This is a genomic window from Rossellomorea orangium, from assembly GCF_019334305.1.
In the GTDB taxonomy this organism is placed as follows: domain Bacteria; phylum Bacillota; class Bacilli; order Bacillales; family Bacillaceae_B; genus Rossellomorea.
In genome coordinates this window covers 93,597-115,021 of sequence record NZ_JAHWGH010000012.1, presented here as the reverse complement: position 1 = coordinate 115,021, position 21,425 = coordinate 93,597, and the positions used below count along the sequence as shown (strand labels likewise).

Here is a 21,425-nt window from a genome sequence, read left to right as displayed (position 1 = left end):
GATTAAGTCAGACAGATAGTTTCATTTTTTCATAATTAAGGAAATTTTTATATTAAAGAAGATTTTTAGAATATAAGACTTGTCATTCTTTACCTTTGTCGATTAACGATGAAAAATCTGCATTAACTACAATCCCTGAAGGTAAAATAATAAAACTTCCCTGACAGCTAGCGTCAGGGAAGTTATCATACTTGATGAAATTCTATTAATTCCGCCAGAACCTCAATTAGTCTTTTCTTAAGACTTACTGGCTCCATCACTTTAATCGATGTATTGTACGGTAAAAGTAAGTGAGGTACATATGTATGTATAATCTCTTTCTCAAGTAGAAAAATGGCTTGGTTTGACGTCCGTTCTTGTACATAATGTCCTAAAAACCAATGTTGGCATATATCATCCAATGCACTTTTATCCCCATGAAGAATCAAAGACATAATCCCTTCCTTATCTTCTGTAGGTGGAAGAAGGCCATTTATAAAATAGTCATAGGCTGAAAAATTCTCCGGCCGGATAAACTTGGTTTCGGTTACCGTTAGACGTTCCATTCGATCCACTCTAAAACTGCGGATATCATTTCGAAGATGACAAAATCCAATCACATACCACTTATGATTCCAATAAATCATTCGGTACGGATCTACCAATCTCTCATGTAATGGCTTTTCGCCACTTTTATGGTAAAGAATGTTGACTGAGTACCCGTCCGCTACGGCTTGTTCCAACTCCTTCAAAAAAGGCTCCATAGCTTGTGGACGTAATCCACTTATGACTTCAAGACTATTAACATGTTGGTTGATCTTTGTTTCCTGCTCTTGATTGGAGTGGTGACTTAATTTTGAAATGGCCCTATCGAGTGCTTCCCCTCCATAATATCCGGCTTCCTCTGCAAAAACAGCTGCGTGAAGTAGGGACGTTTGCTCCTCAACATCAAAAAAAAGCGGAGCCTCAATAAATTGATTCAATAAAGAGTATCCACCGTTATGTCCCGGTTCTGAAACGATCGGTACGCCACTTGTAGAAATGGTATCAATATAACGATACACCGTCCTTATATTCATCTCTAGCTTCTCTGCCATTTGTTGTGCCGTTACTTTTTCACCAGAACGAAGCATCCATAGAATCGCTAGCATATTGTCAGTTTTAGGCATATACTTCCACCTCTATATTAATAATCATCTTAGAATATCAATTTTTTCAAATATGTTGATATTGAGCAATCCCCATACACCACTCAATGGACTTCCCCTACTCTACTCATGTCCACGAATCACAACAATGTCACCTATCATTTGGATTTTATCATTTTCCATTATTATAAAAAAATAACTTCCACACTTTGAACACCTATTATTTGAAAATTTTCTTTATTAATAAACCTGTCCATTAACGGAACAAAGGATATACAAACCGGGGACGCCTCTTACTCTACTTTTTGACTTTAAGGGAGATTGAGAATTGTCGAAAGGAGAAGGTAGAAACGGAACCGTCCCCACTCTACGTAAGGAATTATAATGATCGGGGACTGTCATGCATTGTATTAACAAGAATTAAATATATAAGGACATTAGCAGGCAGTAAAAGAAATATTAACCTTACTCCCAAAGAAGAAATACCGAAATATTCCGCTATTCCTCCACAAACACCGCTTATTGACTTATCTGTTCGGGATTTTGTTAACTTGTTTTTCAATTAACTCCCCTCCTTATAACACCAAATTGTTTAGTAGTATATTGTTTAGAAATAACCTAACTGTCCATTAATTGAAGAAAGGGAATACCCGGATCAATGAACTGATCTTCAGTTATTGCCCCCTTTTATTGAATAAGGGATTTACCAATCAATGTCCTGATATAGTTCAGACAGGCGTTTGCCATTTATTGTCCCCCGTTGAAAAAGTTGTTCTTTTGTATTGAACTCTTGTGTAAAGAGACCTTTGACTTTGGTTAGGTAACAACCATCCGAATTCTGGCTTATCCAATATTCCTCATCTTGATAATAAAAATTAAATTCCTCTCCCCAGCCAATCCGTTCTTGAAATTCTTTAAATTCATCTTTAGTCATTTTCTCACCATTTTTCAAAATAGCCATCGTTAGTTGTTGAAGAAAATTCTATAGATAGTCAATAAAGCTACCAACCTCTTCATACCCATAAACCCTAATTACTTTGTCGCTAGCCACACCAGGAAAGTGGATATTACGGAGTATGGTAATAACTTCATCCCTAATCTCCCCGGTTTCTACCTTTATCTCTAACCACTCAATTGTTATATATTCTCTGTCCTTAAAATGATAGTACCATTCACCATCCCAATTGGATATGTATCCCGATTCGAGATCCTTTGTTCGCCATTGGACATTATATGGGCAACTATATATCGCTATTCTAATTTCTTCCCACTTTGTATTATTCATTAATTGTTGTTTTTGTTTACTTTTCATCGTCCCTCACCGCTTTGCTGCTTAATTCGAATATTTTCTTATTCAACTAAACTGGTCGATAATTGAATAAGAGCAATAGCTGGATCAATTCGCTGATCATTAGTTATTGCCCCCTTTCGCTTATTAAGCAAAATACTATTTACTTCACTTCGCTCCCCATCAGAATATCTTTCACCTGGTCAACTTTATCCACAGTAAAAGTGGGGTTACAATGACTTAATTCTTCGAATGAACCATCCCCATAAGTAACTCCGATAGAGTCAATCCCAGTATTAATTGCCCCTATAATATCGTGCTTTCTATTCCAACCTCCTGAAGTAAATCACTAAGTCCTTCCTCTGATACCACTCGTATTCCATTTCTTTTAAGTAAAGCGGTTGTGACACCATTACCAGGTGTTTTCTTGCCCTTAAATTCGCCGTTATAGATCATAGAACTCCCACAGGAGGGGCTAAACTCTTTAAGGACGACCGCGGTAGCATGGTACTCTAGCGATACTATCTATATCACTAGGATGAGGGACAAACGAATTATAAGTTTTCAATTCTATTCATTTCTTCTGCAGACAATTCGAAATCGAATAGATCTAGATTAGATGCTTGATTTTCGCGGTTATGAGATTTAGGAATAACAATCACACCACGTTGGATATGGTATTTTAATAAGACTTGTGCGCCAGATTTTTTATAAGATTCACCAATTTCATCCAAGATCTCTTTTTGATGGGGTTCGGCTTTCATCGGTCCCCATGCAACAGGTGTAATACCCTCTTCTTTTAATACAGCAAGGAGATTTTTGTTAGTTTCTTTTAGGTTAATTTGTATTTGATTAACCGCTGGCTTCACTTTAGCGAATTCTTTCAATTCTTCCAGATGATCTTTTTCAAAGTTTGAAACACCGATTGCTTTTAGTTTGCCCGCTTCGTAATATTCTTCAAAGACTTCCCACGTGTTTTTAAGTTGTACGTTGTCTTCGATAGGAAAGTGGATAAGAAGCAGGTCAAAATAGTCGGTTTGAAAGTTTTTTAGACTGTTATCGATGGCTGCCCGAGTAGCTTCCTTTGAAGAAATATATTCTTCATGAGCAGGAATTTTTGTCGTAATAAATAACTCTTCCCGAGGCACTGTGCTTTCTGCTAATACTCTTCCGACAAGTTCTTCATTTCGATACATGATGGCTGCATCTATTGAACGGTACCCCAACTCAAGTGCTGATAGAAGTTCAGGAATTTCTTTTGTTAACGCCGCGTTATACTCATTGTTTTCTTTCCCATAAGTATTAGTACCTGTCCCTACAATTGGCATTTTCAGCCCATTATTCAGTGTGATGTATTCCATATGTTTAAGCACTCCCTCTGTATACTTTAATTTTTTTGCTTACAAAGTACATCATACCAAATTTTAGAATTTTCAAAAAGAAATACGAAAGAAGGAATTGATCCTACTTTGATCAATACACTCTCCCATTGTGTATTCTTGCTACTCAGTTTAAGAAGCCTTTCCCGAAACGTGACGTGATCTTTGCTTGTGCTGGATTAATTAAAACCAATTTCGACCTGGTTTACTTCTTTAAATAAATAATAAAAAATCCGAGCTAATTTTACTCCCTTAGGGTAAATTAGTTCGGATTTCAATCAGAAAACGATCGAATGATCTTTTAATGTTGTGGAACATTTATCCACTCATATCTTCTTCCATATCCTTCTCGTTCAGATGATCCTCCACTTCCTGCATGGTTTTGAAGCTTGAAACATCTGTCACTTCCAGCCCATCCGTTTCAACTGCGACAAACCCGTCTGACGATTGGAGGATTTGTGCTTTTATTTCTTCATTCCCGGTCAAGTTGTATTTTTTGACGAGGGTGGTTTCTCCTTTTTCCTCCATCGCTGTCAGTTCAGCAGAATAGGAATCGAGATCCATCCCCTTTTGGACTCGTTCCTGCAGCTTCTCACTGTCGAAGAGTTCTGCTGCCGGTTCGTCCATATCCTGGGAATCCTGTTGATCATTCATTTCTGCCGTATCGTTTGAGGTATTATCTTCTGCCTCTTCTGATCCGCATGCTCCCAATATCGAGAGTGTGAAAAGAAGATTTCCTGCTATCAGTAGTTTTTTCATGTCATTCTCCTTTCTTTCGTTTCTACGATACAATCTCTCATTTATTCATTATCCTTTTCGAGTTTTTGTTAAACATTGGAACATACTCATATTAAAAAAAGACAGCCCTGATGAGGCTGTCTTTCCATCCTTATTTACTTGATTCGAACTCTCCCCATATTTCTTCCAAAAGCCTCTTATCTGTCAGCAGTTCATACCCCGTCAGAGCAAGTGCCTTCGCCCCGATTACAAGGGCACGGTCACCCTCGGTGGATTTAGCAGCTTCCCTGAATTCGTTCGTGTGGACGACGAGGGATTCTGGCCCGATTTTGATGTAGGGGTGGATGGTCGGGACCACCCGGCTGACGTTTCCGGCGTCGGATGAGCCGAGTCCTTTTCGTTCTGTATCGTCGAAGGATTCCCCCAGTGACTCGATGGAGCGCTGGAATACTTGATCGAAACGGCGGTTGAGCTGAAAGTGGTCGACTTCATTTTGAATCTTGATGACATTCAGTTTCGTCCCGGTGGCGAGGGCAGATCCCTCAGCAATGGCTTTCACTTTCTTCGTGACTTCATTGCACGCTTCCCTGGTTGCAGCGCGTATATAGAAGCGGGCTTTTGCATAGTCAGGGACGATGTTGGGCGCGTCGCCTCCGTGGGTAATGATGCCGTGGATCCGTACATCATCGGTCACGTGCTGGCGAAGGGCATTTATGCCGTTGAACAGCTGGATCACACCGTCAAGGGCATTGATTCCGTCTTCAGGGGAAGCTGCCGCATGGGCAGATCTTCCTTTGAATTCGAAATCAAGGGGGTCCACCGCAAGGGTTTTCCCTGTCTGTGTGGTTCGGTTGAAGGGATGGACCATCATGCAGGCGTCCACTCCTTCGAACAAGCCTGCTTTTACAAAACTGCCCTTTGCACTACCGTTTGGACCGCCTTCCTCGGCAGGAGTTCCGAACACGACCACTTCCCCTCCTGTTTCCTCGAGTATGGACGACAGGGCGATGGCCGCCCCGCAGCTTGCCGTCCCGATGATATTATGACCGCAGGCGTGACCGAGTCCAGGCAGGGCGTCATATTCAGCCAGGTAGCCGATGACCGGCCCTTCTTTCCCTGAATGTTTGCGTGCCACAAAGGAAGTTTCATGGCCTGCGACTCCCCGTTCAATGGAGAATCCGTTGGCTGCAAGTAAGGTGGTCAAAGTCTCTGACGCAAAGAACTCTTCGTTTCCGATTTCAGGTTGGTCGTGGATCTGATGGCTGGTCGACACGAGTTTCACAGCCAATTGATCCACCGCTGAGAGGATGTTGTGTTTACGATCGGCAATTGTTGCTGGTTGACTCATCTCTTTTCCCTCCTAATGCAATTCACTGACCGGCACGAATGTCGGGATCAGGGAATCTTTGTATGTTTTCTTGATATGTTCCGCTACGTCATCTTCCTGGTAAAGCTCCACGATCTTTTGATAAGTCTTATTGTCTTTATCTTTTTTCTGAGCCGCGATGATATTGATGAACGGCTTAGATTCCGCCCCTTCGATATAGATGCTGTCGTCAACCGGGACCATCCCTGCTTCAACCGCCACACCATTATTAATGATCGATGCCGCCACATCCGGCAGAACCCTCGGTGTCTGGGCAGCGACGACCGGTGTGAATTCAAGGTTTTTAGGATTTTCTTTGATGGCTTCGAGTCCCTGTGACTGATCAAACCCTTCTTTCAGTTTGATCAAACCTGATTCCTCCAGTAGGAGAAGGGCACGACCAAGGTTCGTCGCCTCTTGAGGGACGGCTACTGTACTGCCTTTCGGTAAGTCTTCTACCGATTTATATTTTTCCGAATAGATTCCCATTGGCGCGATGATCGTCGAGCCAATCGGTACAAGATCCAGATTATGTTCTTCCACGAAAGAATCAAAATACGAGATCGTCTGGAAGGCGTTCAGATCGATATCCCCATCGGCCAGCGCCTGGTTCGGTCTCACGTAATCGGCAAACTCCACAATTTCAATTTCAATTCCTTCCTTTGCTGCTTTCTCTTTCATATACTCCCAAATCGGCACCCCAGATCCATTCACTCCGACTTTCACGACTTCTTTGTCACCTGATCCGGATGCACTGTTTCCCGAGCAACCGCTCAATAGTAGGGTAAATAATAGAATGGCTAAGCTTGCTAGACTGATTGATTTTTTCATATTCCTCTCTCCTATCGTCTCCTGATGATTTTTGATAATGTATTCCCTGCTGTCTGAAGTCCCTGTACCATCACGACTAAAATGATGACGGTCACGATCATGACGGATGTTTCGAATCGCTGATATCCGTAAGCGATGGCCAGATCCCCGAGGCCACCGCCTCCGACTGCCCCGGCCATGGCTGATGCGCCGACAAGGCCGATGGTGGCAATCGTGATATTCAGGACCAGTGTACTCAGTGCTTCCGGAATGAGGATCCCGAAGATGATCTGCCACGGCCCGGCCCCCATGGACTCCGCTGCTTCAATGACCCCCGGCTTTACTTCAAGAAGCGAACTCTCTACCAATCTCGCAATATACGGTGCCGCAAATACGACAAGCGGAACGACTGCTGCCGCCGTGCCGATCGACGTCCCCACTACCAATCTTGTAAAAGGGATGATGGCCACCATCAAAATGATGAACGGGATCGAACGAAACACGTTGATGATGCTACTCAATACGGAAAAGACGGCTTTATGTTCAAGTAAGTGCCCCTTCCTCGTCACCACGACGATGATACCGAGGGGAAGCCCGATCAACGTGGCGAATAGAAGAGAGAATGACACCATCGCCACGGTATCCCATGTCGCTTCTATAATTCTTGGCCAGAATAATTCCCAGTTAACTTGCACGCTTCTCCACCTCGCTTACGAATAATCTGTTTCTCCAATAATCCAGGATTTCTTCTGTTTCGTTCTTACTGCCGATGATCTGTACGATAAGATTCCCGAACGGCTTGCCCTGGAGTTCAGTGATCTGTCCGAATAATACATTGATATGGGCATTGAATGTCTTGGCCGTTTCTGAAAGGATCGGCGCTCCCGTTGAATCACCTTTGAAAATAAGGCGGCAGATGCGCCCTTCCTTGCTGTCATTCAATTTGTTGAGAACCGATGCCGGCAGCTGATCATTCATGACACTCTTCACAAAGTTTCTCGTCGTCGAGGTCTGCGGATTGGAGAAGATATCGAAGACGCTTCCCTCTTCCACGATTTCTCCATTTTCCATAACCGCGACCTTATCACAGATTTCCCGGATCACCCCCATTTCATGGGTGATCATCACAATCGTAATGCCATACTCATCGTTGATTTTTTTTAATAGATTCAAAATTGATTCCGTCGTCTGAGGATCAAGGGCGGATGTGGCTTCATCACAGAGCAGAATCGAAGGCGACGTCGCAAGGGCCCTTGCTATCCCCACCCGTTGCTTCTGCCCTCCTGACAATTCATCGGGATAATGCTTTGCTTTATCTTCCAGTCCGACAAACGCGAGCAACTCCTTTACTCTTTCGTTGATTTTCTCCTTTGGCCATTTTGCCAGTTTCAGAGGATAGGCGATATTCCCTGCCACCGTCCGGGATTGAAATAGGTTGAAATGCTGAAAGATCATCCCAATGCGGTGCCGCTCTTTCCTCAAATCGATTGCCGATTGATCCTTCAGGCTACGCCCCTCTATGAAAATATCACCCGAGGATGGTTTTTCTAAAAAATTGAGACAGCGAACAAGCGTGCTTTTTCCCGCTCCGCTGAATCCGATCACGCCATAAATTTCTCCCTTCTTCACTTCGAAGGAAACATCCTTCAAAGCGGTGAATGGGCCATCCTTCGTCTCAAAAACTTTTGTAACATTCTGAACTCTAATCATACAGGACTTGCTCCTTTCGCTATGTATTCTTCTTGATGCCTGTTATGGTTCAAATAAAAAGTGCCCCCCTTCATAAGAAGAGAGGCACAAAAATATGTATATGTCCCGCTCTTCTCATCTTTCAAGTCACATGACTTGTTGGAATTGGCACGGTATTCATAAGAACCCGTTGCCGAGGTATCGCAGGGCCAGTCCCTCCACCTCTCTGGATAAGAAGATATCGCTTTATTAAGTTAAAGTTATGATGCGTTTTAGCATTAGGGTAATGGTAAAGGATTTTAGTTGGGTTGTCAATCCTGTTTTTGAATTAAATGTATTAAGTTGGAGTAATAAAAATTGGGTCCCTTTAATCAGTCTCTAGTTTATAACCTTACCATTATTTAAGTTTACATAGACTTATAAATCCAAATATAATCTTTTTTGGCGACTATTACGAACCCGATGAAGATCTGCAATAGATTAAATCACTCGTCCATCTATTCGATAAAGGGGGAATATGACTTTGAGTTCAACAATTGAAAAGCTTTATAAGAAATATAAGCGCCTATCTATCCCGAATCAATACACCATAAAAGAAGTTGAAACAATCTTGAGGAAAGAATATTCTGCAGTTTCTTTCCCAATAAAAGAAGTAGCTTTCCTCCTATCACCAGAAAATGTGAAAGTACTGGATACTTGTTTTAAAATGCAGGAGCCTGAAGTATTGTTTAACTTATTTACCGAACAAGAGATAAGAGATCTTACAGAATTGAAAGAAATAAATAAACAAAACCCGCTGAACTTAGAAATCGCCACTAAGAGCGAAGTAGAATATACCAGAATTCAAGAAGGACATTATGTCATGGTATTCTTCGGTACCGATCATGAAGGGAAAATCCAAGATGTGAAAATCCTCGGCCATAGTCAGAAAATGTTTGATTTAATGACCGTTTTTATTGGAGTAGAACACGATCATTGTACCCTGGAAAATAGGGATTTCCATGACTACTTGTATGCTCTTTCTAACCTTGGTTACTTAGATTAATATCCTTTTTAGACGTTAAACTCTAAAGAACCCAGTGACATAGATTTTTGTCACTGGGTTCTTTGAATGACTGTCCATCACTAGAATTACATTCGGTCAATCTTGATTTTGAAGCTGAGCTTTGCTTACTTTACATCCCAGCCTTCTTCTATTCCTTCTCATCCTCTTTTTTCTTTCCAATACTCGGCAAACGCACGGTCGTAATTTCCCGTCCTTCAAAGAAGTTTCCAATCCTCGTCATAAGGAACGTGATCAGAGTCGCAAAGATCACAATGCCGTAAAAACCGGCTCCAACCCCGATTCCCACTCCACCTACGTAGAAAATCATCGCTGCCGAAGTCAGTCCTTTCACGCGAAGCCCGTCCTTCAAGATCACCCCAGCACCTAAGAAACCGAGCCCTGATACAATCTGGGCTGCGAGTCGGAAGGGATCCATCATTTTCCCACTGTCCGGTTGACTGAGCATTTCTGCACCTTCGATCGAGACGATGGTGATTAAGGTACAGGCCACCGATACGTACGTATAGGTTTTTAAACCGGCTGGCTTATTCTTGGATGACCGGTCCCATCCGATGATGAAGCCTAATATCGCACTCACCACGATCCGGAAATAAATATCATGCTGCCAGAAGAAATCCGTTAATCCATCCATGTAATGTGCCATGACTCCATCCTCCTTAAATGAAAAAGAGATCTCGCCACAAAACGAGTCGATTTCTCCACCCTTGGTGAGAATACATACCGCTCGCTTTGTAAGTGGATCTCTATTACGCTATTTACTCAATTTCGTTCTTTTGGATATTCCTTCTATTCTACACGAATGTTTTCAATTGAGCAATGGTAGGTTTGGTGGTTTGAATTCTCACTAGGTAAATTGTTACTGTGATGAGGGACGGTCTCGAAATTCAAATGATACACTAACGGATATTCTAAGCCTGAAATTAAAGATTTTGATAAAATAATAAAAGCTGGATTTTGATAATAACTTGGGACTTTTCTATAATATAATTTTTTGAAAGTCAAAAATAACCCTTTAATCGTTAGCCTAAATTAGATTCGCAAGTCTTTATACTGTAATTAATGACTATCTTTTGAATGAACATGAAAAAATCTGTATTAATCCTCAAAATCATGAAGAAACGGTTCTTATTCTTCCATAACAAAAGAGCCGTCCCTTTAAATTATTGGAATCGCGGAGGTTTCCGAAGTTGCGTAGCTTCCTCAAAAGAATACCCTAGCTTAATCAATGTTCCTTCACTAAATGCACTACCGGTGAAAGTGATGCCAAAGGGTCTTCCGCTTCCCATATAACCTGCTGGGAGTGCGATCGAAGGGTAGCCAGCTTTTGCACTAATCGTAGATCCGATATAGGATGGAAATAATATCGCATCTAGCTTATATTTTCTCAAAGCATAATCAATACCTTTATCTTGAGAAAAATATAAATCTTCTAGTTTTGCTTGTAAATACTCAGGATTAGCTAATGTGTTGCGTGTTAACCCCTCTCGATATTCGAGCATGTTCTGTCCGTATTTTAAGGCTTTTTCTTCATTCGTTTTATTAAATTCAATTAATTCTTTACCAGAATGAACAGGCAGGTGTGAAGGCAATTTGGCAAGGTAATTCCCTAATGCATGTTTCATTTCATAGATAGGCACACCCCAACTCCACTCTCTATGAAAAGATGGAATATCTATTTCCTCGATCACTTCTGCTCCTTTATTTCTCAAAGTCTCTATAGCATTTTTAAAGAGTTCTTCATCGTATTCACCTGAATCGCTGTAAAATTCATCAGGCGCATTACTGTAGACACCGATTCTTGCCCCATTTAGTCCTTCTGCATCTAAAAAGCCAGTATAATCTTGACAAGAAACACCTTCACTTTTGTATGTTGCTGGATCGGACTGATCAACATCCGTTAAAGCACCTAGTAATGTAGCTGCGTCAGTGACAGTCCTTGCAAAAGGACCCGGGGTATCTTGTGTATACGTAAATGGGACAATTCCGCTACGGCTGATTAATCCTACTGTTGGTTTGATCCCCACTACCGAGTTCTGGACGGCCGGACTAAGAATGGATGCGTCTGTTTCTGTCCCTATGGACACGACGGTTAAGTTGGATGCGACAGCCACAGCGGACCCTGTACTTGAACCTCCAACAAACAATTCACCAGGCCCATAAGGATTTACCGTTTGCCCACCTCTCGAACTATAACCTGCCCACATCGTAGTGGACATTCCGTTCGCTAATTCGGTCATATTGGTTTTACCAAGGATAATAGCGCCTGCTTCCCGAAGTTTTCCCACTAAAAATGCATCTTTTGTACTGAAATGAGCCTCTAATGCCAAGGTTCCTGCACTTGTATGCATGTTATCCTTCGTTTCAATATTGTCCTTAAGCAAAACGGGGATGCCGTGCAGTGGACCTCTAGCTCCTTTCGTCATACGTTCATGATCTAAACCCTCTGCGATAAAAATAGCGTCCGGATTGATCTCCAATATGGAATTCAATGTGGGCCCGCTTTGATCATACTTCGCGATTCTGTCCAAATAGTACATAACAAGTTCTTTTGAGGTTAATACTTCCGTTTCAAGTGCTGCTTGGATTTCTTTAATTGTTAGCTCATCCTTGAGGATTTCATTAAAGATTATCTCCATTAAATTCATTCACCCATTCACTTAGCGTAATTATATCCAGTATGATTTTACCACATTTTGTCATGGTCAACTTAAAAACCGACATTTATAGTCTGAATTTATTCCTTGAGTGGGACACCCACCATTGGACACTCTTCATAGTCCCTACAGACCTTTCAAAGCATCCTTATACCGCTGATAATAAGCTTCCACATTATTCAACAACAACAACTCCGTATACAAATACACCTTCATATTAAAATCATTAAAATCAATTGCAGTCAGTTCCTGTATTTTCTTAATCCGGTAATTCAACGTATTGGGATGGATGAACAGCTCATTGGCGGTCTGTTTCCCCTTCCCATCATTCGCCAGGTACACTTCAAGTGTTTTCAGGAGATCTGTCTGTTTTTTCACATCATTCTTGATCAATACGAGCAGATCATCGCTGTAATAATCCTTGGATGTGTTTTTCTCATAAAGGGTTGGCAAATACCTGTAAATACCCAGATGAGCGAATTCCCGAGGCATGGATTCAGGACGCGGACTGATGAAGTTAGCCGTTTCAATGACTTCGGATGCTTCCAGGAAGCTTTTTCTCATTTGATATAACGTGGTGTATTCCTTCCCGATCCCGATCAGAAAGTTGTAGAATTCTTCTTCCCCTGTTTGTTCTTTCACCTTTTCAACGAGATCTCTCGCTAGTTCCAGGGAAGAAGACGGTGTGTCTGCTTTGCCGTAGAGAACGAGGATCACCTGGTATTCCGTCCGCAGTGAATAAATCTTTGAGTTGAAGCTGGATTCCTGGACGAGCTTCTCGAGTTGGTCGAGCATAGGCTTATAGTCTGACGATGCAATCGAATAAACCGCTACCGTGAACCTTTCCGGCAAGGTCAGCTTGACGAGGGATGCATCATGGCGGAGCTGACTTTCACTTCCGTACTCGTGCTGCAGGAGATGCCACAGTACTTCTTCTTTTCTATCCTTCTTGATATTGACCTTTGCGTACATATCATTGATCAGATTTCCAAGATGTGCTGAGATTTCTTCAAGGAACGCGAGCTCTTCGTTTTCCAAGAGACGGTTGGATTCCTGAACCCAGATGTATCCCATCGTGTTACCCAGGTACTTGGCGGCAATGACGACACGCTGGTGGAATCCTAACTCTTCCATCGCCTGCACCCGGATCGGATCCGTATGTTTCTCGAGCTGGTGGACGATGCCCTCTTTTTTCAGTCGATCGATGATGAAGACCGGACATTTTTTCGTAAGGATCGTTTTTAGCTGTGTTTGATCGAACTTATTTGAAGAGGAACTGTATGAAATCAGTTCAAAATTTTTGTTTTCTATGATGACGGGGTTGCCCAGTTTTGAGCTGATCAATTCCGTTGCTTTATGAATGTCTTCTGTTTGGAGGATGATATCTATTGCTTCCATAGGAATCTTACCTTTCCACGAATGTTTGTGATTCCTATTATAGCGTTAAATCCCCCAATAAAAAATGAAAAGCTCCCCCTTGTCGGGAGAGCTTTTCGTGTTCGATTTATTCTTCATCCATAAACGGATAGGTAATATCTGTTGTTGGCGCAAAGTTTTCTTTGATGATACGAGGACTGGTCCAGCGAATCATGTTGAAGATTGAGCCTGCTTTATCGTTTGTACCTGAACCGCGTGAACCGCCGAATGGTTGTTGGTTAATCACGGCACCTGTTGGTTTATCGTTGATGTAGAAGTTACCAGCTGCACCGGATAGGCGGCGTTCCAAGTGCATGATCGCTTCACGGTCCTGTGCGAAGATCGCACCCGTTAAGGCATACATAGAAGCTGTATCCACTGAAGTCAGTGTTTCTTCTAATTGATCGTTTTCATATACATAGATCGTTAAGACAGGTCCGAAAATTTCTTCGGTCATCGTTTTGAAGTTTGGATTCGTTGTGACGATGACAGTCGGTTGAACGAAGTATCCAACAGAATCATCATACGTACCGCCGGCAATGATTTCCGCTTCTTCAGAATCAGCCGCATAGTCGATGTAGCTTGTGATGGAATCAAAGGCAGGTTTATCAATGACCGCACCCATGAAGTTCCTGAAGTCTCTAACATCCCCAACTTTAAGCTTAGCCGTTTCTTCCACGACACCATTTTTCACTTCTTCCCACATGCTTGCTGGGATGTAGGCACGTGAAGCTGCTGAACATTTTTGACCTTGGTATTCGAATGCACCACGAACAAGTGCAGCGACTACTTTGTCTGCTTGAGCCGTTTCGTGAGCGAAGACAAAGTCTTTACCGCCTGTTTCCCCAACTAAACGAGGATACGATTTGTAGTTTGTGATGTTTTCCCCTACTGTTTTCCAGATCGTCTGGAACACGCTTGTTGATCCAGTGAAGTGGAATCCTGACATGCGTGGATCCGTTAATACAACTTCTGACACTTGTGAACCACGTGAAGGAACAAAGTTGATAACGCCTTTAGGCAGTCCAGCTTCTTCCAGGATACGCATGAAGTAGTAGTTTGATAGTAAAGCCGTTGTGGCTGGTTTCCACACAACTACGTTCCCCATGATCGCAGGAGCTGATGGCAGGTTACCACCGATCGCCGTGAAGTTAAATGGAGAGATTGCCAGTACGAAACCGTCCAATGCACGGTACTCCAGGCGATTCCAGATGTTTTTCATGCTGTCGGGCTGCATTTGATAGATTTGGTTTGCATAATCCACGCCAAAGCGTAAGAAATCGGCTAATTCTTGTGCCGCATCGATTTCCGTTTGATAAGCTGTTTTGGATTGACCTAACATCGTAGCTGCATTGATGACGTCACGGTATGGACCAGAAATCAAATCAGCCGCTTTCAGGAAGATGGATGCTCTGTGCTGCCATGGCATATTGGACCAAGATTCTTTCGCATCCATTGCCGCTTCCACTGCATCGCGAAGCTCTTTTTCACCTGCTTGTGAATAGGTAGCCAATACATGTTTGTGATCATGTGGCATGACCACTTGCTTCACTGTATCTGTTTTAATTTTCTCGCCATTGATGATGACCGGGATCTCAACCTCGATACCAGCTTGGCGCTCTAATTCAGCTTTTAACGTTTCTCTTTCTTTCGTACCTGGGGCATATGTATTACCAGGCTCATTTGTAGGTTTTGGGATGTTGTAAATTCCGTTACTCATTCTCTTCACGTTCCTTTCTGATTTCATTCTGTCTGGATGTTACTTGCTGAAGATTCCTTTTAATGCGAATGCGATGTTTGCCGGCCGTTCCGCCAGACGTCGCATGAAATACCCGAACCAGTCCTCGCCATATGGCAGGTAAATGCGGACGGTATATCCTTTTTTCAGTAACTCGGACTGCAGTTGGTTCCGCATGCCGTAAAGCATTTGGAACTCGAAGCGGTCATTCGGAATATTGTGTTCTTTCACTAATCCGATGGTGTAATTGATAATCGCTTCATCATGGCTTGCGATCGCTGTATAATGGCCGTTCAAGAGCTGTTTCTTGATGAGATGCTTCAGATTCTCATCCACCTTCTTCTTCTCCTGGAACGCCACTTTACCCGATTCATTATATGCACCCTTCACAAGCCTCAAATAAGGGGAACACTGATTGAGGTCATCCACATCCTTCTCTGAAACATAAAGATAGGATTGGATCACCGTCCCCACATTGTCGTACTTTTGACAGAGCTTCTTGTAAACGTCAAGGATGGCATGGCACCTCGAGGAATCCTCCATATCGAGAGTGACCGTGATTCCGCTTTCTTTTGCCTTCGACAGAATCAACTCCATACTTTCCATGACAAGATCTTGACTGATATCCAATCCCAGGGAAGTCAGCTTCACAGAGATCTCAGTCTCCAACCCATGATAGGCAATGGCACTGATACTCTCGATACATCGTTGGACATTCTCCCGCACCACTTCTGTGGAATCGACGAACTCACCAAGATGATCGACTGTTACCTGGAATCCCTCTTCGTTCAATTGCGTAATCAATGGAATCGCCTGTGCAAAGGTTTCTCCCCCCACAAGATTGTTAGCCCCAAATTTCGATCCCCACCGTTTAGCCATTTTATCCAATGCCTTATTGTGCGAAAGAAACAGGAAAAAACGTTTACTGATTGCTTCCATGATTACAACACCTCCTTATAGTGACTGTTACCTCAAGACTGGAGTGATTAAACGAAGAAATGTAAATCTTAAGAAAATTATAGCTGGAAAAGAGGTTCGGAAACAACGTGCTCGGGACACAAATATTTGTGGGTGGAGTTATGGTGGGAGCACAAAAGAGAGGGGTAAATTGAAACTTCCTGTTATCGGTTTACGTTTACGTCTAATCAATAAACATATGGTAAGGGGAGTAGAAAATGGAAAAGAAAAAAGGAATGGTACCTTCGGTTCGATTATTTTGTTGTCTGTTCTGGCGTTGACCTTATTTATCCTTAATGGGGAATCCTTTCTTGAGTGTATTAATGATGGATTCACGGATGATGTTTCCATAAAGGTTCAAGATTAACAAAAGTTCGTCGCAGGGGGAGAATGAAATGACACATTTCTTTATTATCCTTATGGGGTTTTTCATTGTCGCTTCAAATATTTTTGGGTATTTTTCATATAAGAAAAAGAAAAGTTTATATTCCGCTGCCTTTACCATTCTTCTTCTGGCGGCTTTATTTGCAGCAATCGGTGGACTATTAGCACTGTTCATTATTCGGGATGCCTTTGCCGTGTTTTATGGTCTGCAGGTTGGATACTATTTACTTATTAATAGCCTGATTGTTTTGTTAGTTGCAGTAGTTGTAAGTGTCATAAGAAAATACAACATTGAAAATTGAAGTCTAGATTGAGAAGAAGCCAAAAGGTGGGGACTGAATTGTCTCTGCCTTTTCCTTTTGGATTTTTTTCGAGACTAGCAGAAAAGTAGAGTGGGATTAAATTCCTATTTTTACTAAAAGACGCAATTATGATGGAAAACGACGCAATTATCCGGAAAATGACGCAATCACCCCTGTAAATGACGCAATTAAGCAAAAGGCAGTCCTACTTTATAGGGTCTGGGAACGGTACGCCTCTACCTTTTCCTTTTTGACCGTCCCCGGTTTACATTTCAAGAACCATTTTAATCCTCTACCTACCCTTACTCTTTATTAGTAGTAAGGTTTTCTAACTTATTAATGGTTTGATCAATTTCATTTTTAGATTCTGTAACGATTCTTTGTAAGTCATCTGATATCCGATTAACTTTCAGGAGTTCATTTGTAATATTCTCAATGTTGGCATTAACCTCTTTAATGGCTTCATCCGCATTCACAGAAAGCTTTCTGACTTCCTGGGCGACTACGTTGAATCCCCTTCCGTGTTCACCCGCTCTGGCTGCTTCAATCGCAGCATTTAAAGCAAGAAGATTGGTTTGAGAAGAAATATTTTTTATCGATTTTGATGTTTCATCAATTCGATTAATTTGCTCTCTTAAAGACTCTAATGCTTCTACTTTTTCATTGGAATTGGCCATAACTGATTGAACTAGATTGTTCGGCATGCTCTTTAATTGGGAAATGATCTCTACCGTGGTATTTTCCCTTTTTGTAATGTCTGTGGCAATCTTCAGTACGGCATGGACAGAACCATGTCCATCTAAAATCGGAATATATGTTGCTTCCAGCCAAAGTTTGTTTCCATGTTTATCGACTCTTTCAATTTTCTCTTGAGACTTTTTCCCACTCCGAAGATTATCCCATAACTCAGTATATTCCTTGCTTTGGCTATATTCCATCGTGCAGAACTGTTTGTGATCCATCCCTTCCATTTCCTTCACACTGTAGTTCATCGCATCAGCGAAGTGATCATTTACCCAAATAACCTTTCTGTCTAAAGAGAATTCAATCATCGCCAAATTTGTTTCAAGAGCTAATAAAACATCCTTTATATCTAACACTTGGGTGCTAGTCTTACTAGTTAATTGGTTCATATACATATCCCTTTCATTTATAGCTTTTCGTTTTAAAAATAAAAAAGCCAATTAAACAATAAAGTTCAATTAGCCGGTTGCGCTAGTTGCTCCCCGATTATCCAAGCGCCCAAATACAGATAATCATTCATAGCATCTAAATTAATATATTTGCTATATCGGCAGTTTCTAAGATATGTTTAGATTGAGCGATCAACTTGGGTCCGGCTAATAATCAGCTACTTACCTTTCTCTTTATGTTTTCAACTATATCTTCAACGGTCACATTCTCAGTACTTATGTATTCCCCAAAATCGTTTTCAGAATATGCCTTCAAGCACTTATCCGTTTGTTGAAAACACCAATTCCCTTCATCTTCTCCCCGCTCCCGCAACCTCTTATAGATCGTCTCCCTATCTGCTGTTAAACAGAAGTGGTAAGTGTGTGGATCTAAACCTTTGAATCCATAATTAATATAGTCAAAGTATTCGAGTTTCCTAATCGTCATAGGGACAATCAGGTTCACATGATACCTGGAGATGAGCTCTCCTGCCATCTTAACCGTCAACTCTTTCCATAGTTGTAAATCTTGAAAATCTCCTGTTTGAGATTCACGCTGTTTTATTTCTTGGGGCAATACATTCCTTAACATGTACCCGACTTCTTCAGGATCAAATAACATGCTGTTTTCAACGACTTTCAGGAGTTCATTAGAAATAGTGGTCTTACCGACTCCGAACGCCCCGTTTATCATGATAATCATGATTATTTCAACTCCAATCTCAATCTACTTTACCGTTATTCCAATTTTTCAACCGAAATACATTTTCCGACAACCCCCATTCCAATAAGATGAAGCATCCACCGATAACTATTTCGTCATTCATCACTTTTGTTCAAAAATAAACCGCTTCTCCCTTGTAAAACGTCCAATACTTCTTCCGGCACTGCCTTTATACTGATATCCTCACCAAGGAACATGATCCAATTGGCCATTTCCTTTACTTCTTCGCGTTTAGTCACATCAATAAAAGTCTTTAGAACCCCAGTACTGTGGTATGGATTCGTATAAGAAAGGGAAACGTTTTTAGGATGGTATTTTTTGAACTGAGCTATGGCTCCCGGACCCAGTTCAATGACTAAGTTGATGACTTCTTCCTGCTTTTTTAGTTTATCCAGGATTTCTTGTTCACTCTTCCTTTTTCGATTGGGATACGGCACTACACCGGTGAGGTGGTCTACTGAAAAGATCTGTTTCTTTTCATCATCCAAATTGAACCCTTCAATATGCCAATGGCTCTTTTCCCGATAGAGCTGCAAGAGATAAATGGGATGGGTTTCTTTGGCCTTCTCCTCGATCGTAATCAATAAATACCTATCCAACAGGAAGGTTTGAATCAGTTTATCCAACATGGGATGGGGGAGGTCTGAAAGATCAAGAATATCGGGATTATGGGGATTGGTCCCTTCAAAGAGCAGGATCTGATTTAACAGAACGAGGGTATCTTGTTGTTGTTCTGAAATGAGGCTGAGGAGTTTCTCTGCCAGGGACTGGCGACTCTTCAAATAAGGAAGCTGAAGATTTCTTGTCGCCATAAAGGCGATAAATAGAGCTTTGACCTCATTATCGGTAAAACGGACCTCGGGCAGGACAGAATTGTGCATGACAAAATAACCGCCGTCCCGTCCAACTTCAGAAACGAGGGGCATCCCCATGGACTCAATCTCACGGATATCCCTCATCGCCGTCGACCGTGAAATGTCAAATTCACGCATGATTTCAGAAATCGTAAAGTGGGCACGATTATTGATGTAACGCATGATCACGTTAATCCGTTCAACTTTTTTCATGGGGACCTCCTAAACAGTATCACTTTTTGACACAATTTAACGTTAGTATATACATATCAAGTGTTGAAGACAACAAATTTATGAAGAGGCAGGTTTTGACGATGTCAAATTATCAGTTAGAAGAAAAAGACTCCTTCACCGTTGTGGGTGTGGGAACCGAATTGACGAGCCATTACACGGATATGGCAGGCTTAAATAGGGAAAAGGCCGATTTTTGGAAAGAAATAAATGAAAATGGAACACTGCAAAAGTTACAATCCATTGCTTCCAATGACTACATTTTCGCAGTGAATGAAGCGATAAATGGAAAGATGATGCATCATGGCGGGGTCATGGCTGAAGCATCGGCCGCACCGGAAGAAGCCAAAGCCATTCAGTTTCCAAAGGGAAATTATTTGGTTGTAAAAGGAGAAGGAAATACGGCAGAGGAACTGGATCATACGGTTTCCGGCATTGCATTCGGACGTGTCCTTCCGGAAGCAAAGGACTTTGCCTATGTCGGAGGGCCGAATACAGTGGTTGAAACGGGGCAGCGAAACGGAATGGTTTATGGAGAAATGTGGATTCCTGTTGTAATGAAATAAAAGGAGAAATGAACATGCCTTATACGGTAGATTTTAAAAATGTGTCTACGATTGGTTTAGAATCATCGCCTGTAGCAGAAGCACTGGCTGGTTTACGTGCTCATGAAGCCCGTTATTTTATGAACAAATATAAACATGCGTTTACCGTTGTACCGGCCAGCGAAAGCCGGGAGACTCTTGATTATTTGAACAGAATATTAAAAGAAGAACGTGAAATTGTATTTGCGGCCAGGGCCTTGGAAACATCGCGCTTTCAAGTGGAAAACATACAGTTCACTTACGTCTTTTATGAGGATGGTCTTACGGTCAATGCTATGTATACCGTTGATGATCCAAAGAAAAGGGCAGTTGGGTTTAAGCTTTCTGAAGGAATGGAGATACCAAAGGAGCTGGAGGAAAAGTTTAAATTTGCGAGGCAGAAGTCTAAACTGGCCGGCATCATTCGGGGATCTTATTTTGTGATTAAGGGAGAGTATTAGAATAATCAATCGATGTAACCAAGGGGACCGGAGTACCTGTCTCCTTGGTTCATTGCCATTCTACTATTGATTTTGATATTAGGAATACAAAGTTGCGGTTCATGGTACTCTTTTCACTTACCCTTTATCGAAGAACCAGCAAAACTAAAATAAGCGGAGATTTTCCGGTTATATTCATAATGGAACATGTTTCGGGGTAAATAAGCGGAGGTTTTCCGCTTAAGCCCAGAATAACCACCCAAATTTGTATTTTTTGAGTTGATAGGCGGAATTTTTCCGTCTATTTCAGCGTTTTTTAATAGTAATGACAAATTAAGCGGAATTTTTCCTTCTATTGATCAGCTCTGGTGCTTAACCTGATCTCCCAACCGAACCAAGATGCTGGAATCAGCAAAATGAGTAACCAAAACGACTTTCCCCTCTTTTCAACATGTACAATTCCCTCACGACTCCTTTTTTATTTTCCCATCTGATATAATTAGTAG

23 protein-coding genes, 2 pseudogenes and 2 riboswitches are annotated in these 21,425 nt (G+C 41.8%); of the genes and pseudogenes, 5 read left to right on the top strand and 20 right to left on the bottom strand.

What is annotated here, in order from left to right:
- Positions 1–185: 185 nt before the first annotated feature.
- From KYJ26_RS07020 to KYJ26_RS06965, 11 genes and pseudogenes are all read right to left on the bottom strand, one after another.
- Positions 186–1,148 (bottom strand): helix-turn-helix transcriptional regulator, encoded by a 963-nt coding sequence (locus tag KYJ26_RS07020; protein WP_219166573.1) that lies wholly within the window; start codon positions 1,146–1,148, stop codon positions 186–188.
- Positions 1,149–1,506: 358 nt separating this feature from the next.
- Positions 1,507–1,689 (bottom strand): PspC domain-containing protein, encoded by a 183-nt coding sequence (locus KYJ26_RS07015; RefSeq protein WP_219166572.1) that lies wholly within the window; start codon positions 1,687–1,689, stop codon positions 1,507–1,509.
- Positions 1,690–1,830: 141 nt separating this feature from the next.
- A complete protein-coding gene (locus KYJ26_RS07010; protein WP_257474915.1) occupies positions 1,831–2,079 on the bottom strand; it encodes a hypothetical protein in 249 nt (82 codons plus the stop codon).
- 30 nt (positions 2,080–2,109) lie between these two features.
- Positions 2,110–2,439, bottom strand: a complete 330-nt coding sequence (locus KYJ26_RS07005; RefSeq protein WP_219166571.1) for a DUF6678 family protein — start codon at positions 2,437–2,439, stop codon at positions 2,110–2,112.
- A 282-nt stretch (positions 2,440–2,721) separates the two neighbouring features.
- Positions 2,722–2,928 (bottom strand): annotated as a pseudogene (locus tag KYJ26_RS06995) (2-thiouracil desulfurase family protein); the annotation flags it as partial.
- A 41-nt stretch (positions 2,929–2,969) separates the two neighbouring features.
- Positions 2,970–3,776, bottom strand: coding sequence for an aldo/keto reductase (locus KYJ26_RS06990; RefSeq protein ID WP_219166570.1), 807 nt, complete (start codon positions 3,774–3,776; stop codon positions 2,970–2,972).
- A gap of 336 nt (positions 3,777–4,112) precedes the next feature.
- Entirely contained in the window at positions 4,113–4,553 is a 441-nt protein-coding gene (locus tag KYJ26_RS06985; RefSeq protein ID WP_219166569.1) for a hypothetical protein, read from the bottom strand.
- 130 nt (positions 4,554–4,683) lie between these two features.
- A complete protein-coding gene (locus KYJ26_RS06980; RefSeq protein WP_219166568.1) occupies positions 4,684–5,880 on the bottom strand; it encodes a M20 family metallopeptidase in 1,197 nt (398 codons plus the stop codon).
- A 12-nt stretch (positions 5,881–5,892) separates the two neighbouring features.
- On the bottom strand, positions 5,893–6,729 hold the full coding sequence (locus KYJ26_RS06975) for a MetQ/NlpA family ABC transporter substrate-binding protein (protein WP_219166567.1): 837 nt from the start codon (positions 6,727–6,729) through the stop codon (positions 5,893–5,895).
- 11 nt (positions 6,730–6,740) lie between these two features.
- Positions 6,741–7,403: a methionine ABC transporter permease gene (locus KYJ26_RS06970; RefSeq protein WP_219166566.1), complete on the bottom strand. Its 663-nt coding sequence runs from the start codon at positions 7,401–7,403 to the stop codon at positions 6,741–6,743.
- On the bottom strand, positions 7,393–8,418 hold the full coding sequence (locus KYJ26_RS06965) for a methionine ABC transporter ATP-binding protein (RefSeq protein ID WP_219166565.1): 1,026 nt from the start codon (positions 8,416–8,418) through the stop codon (positions 7,393–7,395). The genes KYJ26_RS06970 and KYJ26_RS06965 overlap by 11 nt, the downstream gene beginning before the upstream one ends.
- A gap of 111 nt (positions 8,419–8,529) precedes the next feature.
- Positions 8,530–8,634: riboswitch (SAM riboswitch) on the bottom strand.
- A 286-nt stretch (positions 8,635–8,920) separates the two neighbouring features.
- Between KYJ26_RS06965 and KYJ26_RS06960 the strand changes: the two genes are divergently transcribed.
- Complete coding sequence (locus tag KYJ26_RS06960; protein ID WP_219166564.1) at positions 8,921–9,442, top strand: hypothetical protein; 522 nt, start codon at positions 8,921–8,923, stop codon at positions 9,440–9,442.
- A gap of 148 nt (positions 9,443–9,590) precedes the next feature.
- Here KYJ26_RS06960 and KYJ26_RS06955 read toward each other — a convergent pair whose 3' ends face one another.
- The 5 genes from KYJ26_RS06955 to KYJ26_RS06935 form a co-directional block, all read right to left on the bottom strand.
- Positions 9,591–10,094 carry an MgtC/SapB family protein gene (locus tag KYJ26_RS06955; protein WP_219166902.1) on the bottom strand — a complete coding sequence of 168 codons (504 nt, stop codon included), beginning with the start codon at positions 10,092–10,094 and terminating at the stop codon, positions 9,591–9,593.
- Between the two features lie 529 nt (positions 10,095–10,623).
- Positions 10,624–12,099 (bottom strand): amidase family protein, encoded by a 1,476-nt coding sequence (locus KYJ26_RS06950; RefSeq protein WP_219166901.1) that lies wholly within the window; start codon positions 12,097–12,099, stop codon positions 10,624–10,626.
- Positions 12,100–12,243: 144 nt separating this feature from the next.
- Complete coding sequence (locus KYJ26_RS06945; protein WP_219166563.1) at positions 12,244–13,515, bottom strand: PucR family transcriptional regulator; 1,272 nt, start codon at positions 13,513–13,515, stop codon at positions 12,244–12,246.
- Between the two features lie 106 nt (positions 13,516–13,621).
- Positions 13,622–15,253 (bottom strand): L-glutamate gamma-semialdehyde dehydrogenase, encoded by a 1,632-nt coding sequence (gene pruA / locus KYJ26_RS06940; protein ID WP_219166562.1) that lies wholly within the window; start codon positions 15,251–15,253, stop codon positions 13,622–13,624.
- A 39-nt stretch (positions 15,254–15,292) separates the two neighbouring features.
- Positions 15,293–16,210, bottom strand: a complete 918-nt coding sequence (locus tag KYJ26_RS06935; RefSeq protein WP_219166561.1) for a proline dehydrogenase family protein — start codon at positions 16,208–16,210, stop codon at positions 15,293–15,295.
- 169 nt (positions 16,211–16,379) lie between these two features.
- Here KYJ26_RS06935 and KYJ26_RS06930 point away from each other — a divergent pair, with 169 nt between their 5' ends.
- On the top strand, positions 16,380–16,595 hold the full coding sequence (locus KYJ26_RS06930; protein WP_219166560.1) for a hypothetical protein: 216 nt from the start codon (positions 16,380–16,382) through the stop codon (positions 16,593–16,595).
- Between the two features lie 28 nt (positions 16,596–16,623).
- Complete coding sequence (locus KYJ26_RS06925) at positions 16,624–16,914, top strand: 3-isopropylmalate dehydrogenase (RefSeq protein ID WP_219166559.1); 291 nt, start codon at positions 16,624–16,626, stop codon at positions 16,912–16,914.
- Positions 16,915–17,216: 302 nt separating this feature from the next.
- Here the strand turns inward: KYJ26_RS06925 and KYJ26_RS24345 are convergent, their stop codons facing one another.
- The 4 genes and pseudogenes from KYJ26_RS24345 to KYJ26_RS06910 form a co-directional block, all read right to left on the bottom strand.
- Positions 17,217–17,591 (bottom strand): methyl-accepting chemotaxis protein, encoded by a 375-nt coding sequence (locus KYJ26_RS24345; RefSeq protein ID WP_374939760.1) that lies wholly within the window; start codon positions 17,589–17,591, stop codon positions 17,217–17,219.
- A gap of 66 nt (positions 17,592–17,657) precedes the next feature.
- Positions 17,658–18,047 (bottom strand): annotated as a pseudogene (locus tag KYJ26_RS24340) (PAS domain-containing protein); the annotation flags it as partial.
- Positions 18,048–18,109: 62 nt separating this feature from the next.
- Positions 18,110–18,194, bottom strand: a riboswitch (cyclic di-GMP riboswitch).
- A 67-nt stretch (positions 18,195–18,261) separates the two neighbouring features.
- On the bottom strand, positions 18,262–18,789 hold the full coding sequence (locus KYJ26_RS06915; RefSeq protein ID WP_219166557.1) for an AAA family ATPase: 528 nt from the start codon (positions 18,787–18,789) through the stop codon (positions 18,262–18,264).
- A gap of 116 nt (positions 18,790–18,905) precedes the next feature.
- On the bottom strand, positions 18,906–19,877 hold the full coding sequence (locus KYJ26_RS06910) for a helix-turn-helix transcriptional regulator (RefSeq protein ID WP_219166556.1): 972 nt from the start codon (positions 19,875–19,877) through the stop codon (positions 18,906–18,908).
- 101 nt (positions 19,878–19,978) lie between these two features.
- Here KYJ26_RS06910 and KYJ26_RS06905 point away from each other — a divergent pair, with 101 nt between their 5' ends.
- Both KYJ26_RS06905 and KYJ26_RS06900 read left to right on the top strand, forming a co-directional pair.
- Positions 19,979–20,461, top strand: a complete 483-nt coding sequence (locus KYJ26_RS06905; RefSeq protein WP_219166555.1) for a GyrI-like domain-containing protein — start codon at positions 19,979–19,981, stop codon at positions 20,459–20,461.
- Between the two features lie 14 nt (positions 20,462–20,475).
- Entirely contained in the window at positions 20,476–20,940 is a 465-nt protein-coding gene (locus KYJ26_RS06900) for a phage tail protein (RefSeq protein ID WP_219166554.1), read from the top strand.
- The last annotated feature ends 485 nt before the right edge of the window (positions 20,941–21,425 follow it).

Bases quoted from the DNA above. Each gene is read 5' to 3' on its own strand.
- KYJ26_RS07020 (WP_219166573.1), bottom strand. From the start codon at position 1,148: ATGCCTAAAACTGACAATATGCTAGCGATTCTATGGATGCTTCGTTCT.
- KYJ26_RS07005 (WP_219166571.1), bottom strand. From the start codon at position 2,439: ATGAAAAGTAAACAAAAACAACAATTAATGAATAATACAAAGTGGGAA.
- KYJ26_RS06990 (WP_219166570.1), bottom strand. From the start codon at position 3,776: ATGGAATACATCACACTGAATAATGGGCTGAAAATGCCAATTGTAGGG.
- KYJ26_RS06985 (WP_219166569.1), bottom strand. From the start codon at position 4,553: ATGAAAAAACTACTGATAGCAGGAAATCTTCTTTTCACACTCTCGATA.
- KYJ26_RS06980 (WP_219166568.1), bottom strand. From the start codon at position 5,880: ATGAGTCAACCAGCAACAATTGCCGATCGTAAACACAACATCCTCTCA.
- KYJ26_RS06975 (WP_219166567.1), bottom strand. From the start codon at position 6,729: ATGAAAAAATCAATCAGTCTAGCAAGCTTAGCCATTCTATTATTTACC.
- KYJ26_RS06965 (WP_219166565.1), bottom strand. From the start codon at position 8,418: ATGATTAGAGTTCAGAATGTTACAAAAGTTTTTGAGACGAAGGATGGC.
- KYJ26_RS06955 (WP_219166902.1), bottom strand. From the start codon at position 10,094: ATGGATGGATTAACGGATTTCTTCTGGCAGCATGATATTTATTTCCGG.
- KYJ26_RS06950 (WP_219166901.1), bottom strand. From the start codon at position 12,099: ATGGAGATAATCTTTAATGAAATCCTCAAGGATGAGCTAACAATTAAA.
- KYJ26_RS06945 (WP_219166563.1), bottom strand. From the start codon at position 13,515: ATGGAAGCAATAGATATCATCCTCCAAACAGAAGACATTCATAAAGCA.
- pruA (WP_219166562.1), bottom strand. From the start codon at position 15,253: ATGAGTAACGGAATTTACAACATCCCAAAACCTACAAATGAGCCTGGT.
- KYJ26_RS06935 (WP_219166561.1), bottom strand. From the start codon at position 16,210: ATGGAAGCAATCAGTAAACGTTTTTTCCTGTTTCTTTCGCACAATAAG.
- KYJ26_RS06925 (WP_219166559.1), top strand. From the start codon at position 16,624: ATGACACATTTCTTTATTATCCTTATGGGGTTTTTCATTGTCGCTTCA.
- KYJ26_RS24345 (WP_374939760.1), bottom strand. From the start codon at position 17,591: ATGGCCAATTCCAATGAAAAAGTAGAAGCATTAGAGTCTTTAAGAGAG.
- KYJ26_RS06915 (WP_219166557.1), bottom strand. From the start codon at position 18,789: ATGATTATCATGATAAACGGGGCGTTCGGAGTCGGTAAGACCACTATT.
- KYJ26_RS06910 (WP_219166556.1), bottom strand. From the start codon at position 19,877: ATGAAAAAAGTTGAACGGATTAACGTGATCATGCGTTACATCAATAAT.
- KYJ26_RS06905 (WP_219166555.1), top strand. From the start codon at position 19,979: ATGTCAAATTATCAGTTAGAAGAAAAAGACTCCTTCACCGTTGTGGGT.
- KYJ26_RS06900 (WP_219166554.1), top strand. From the start codon at position 20,476: ATGCCTTATACGGTAGATTTTAAAAATGTGTCTACGATTGGTTTAGAA.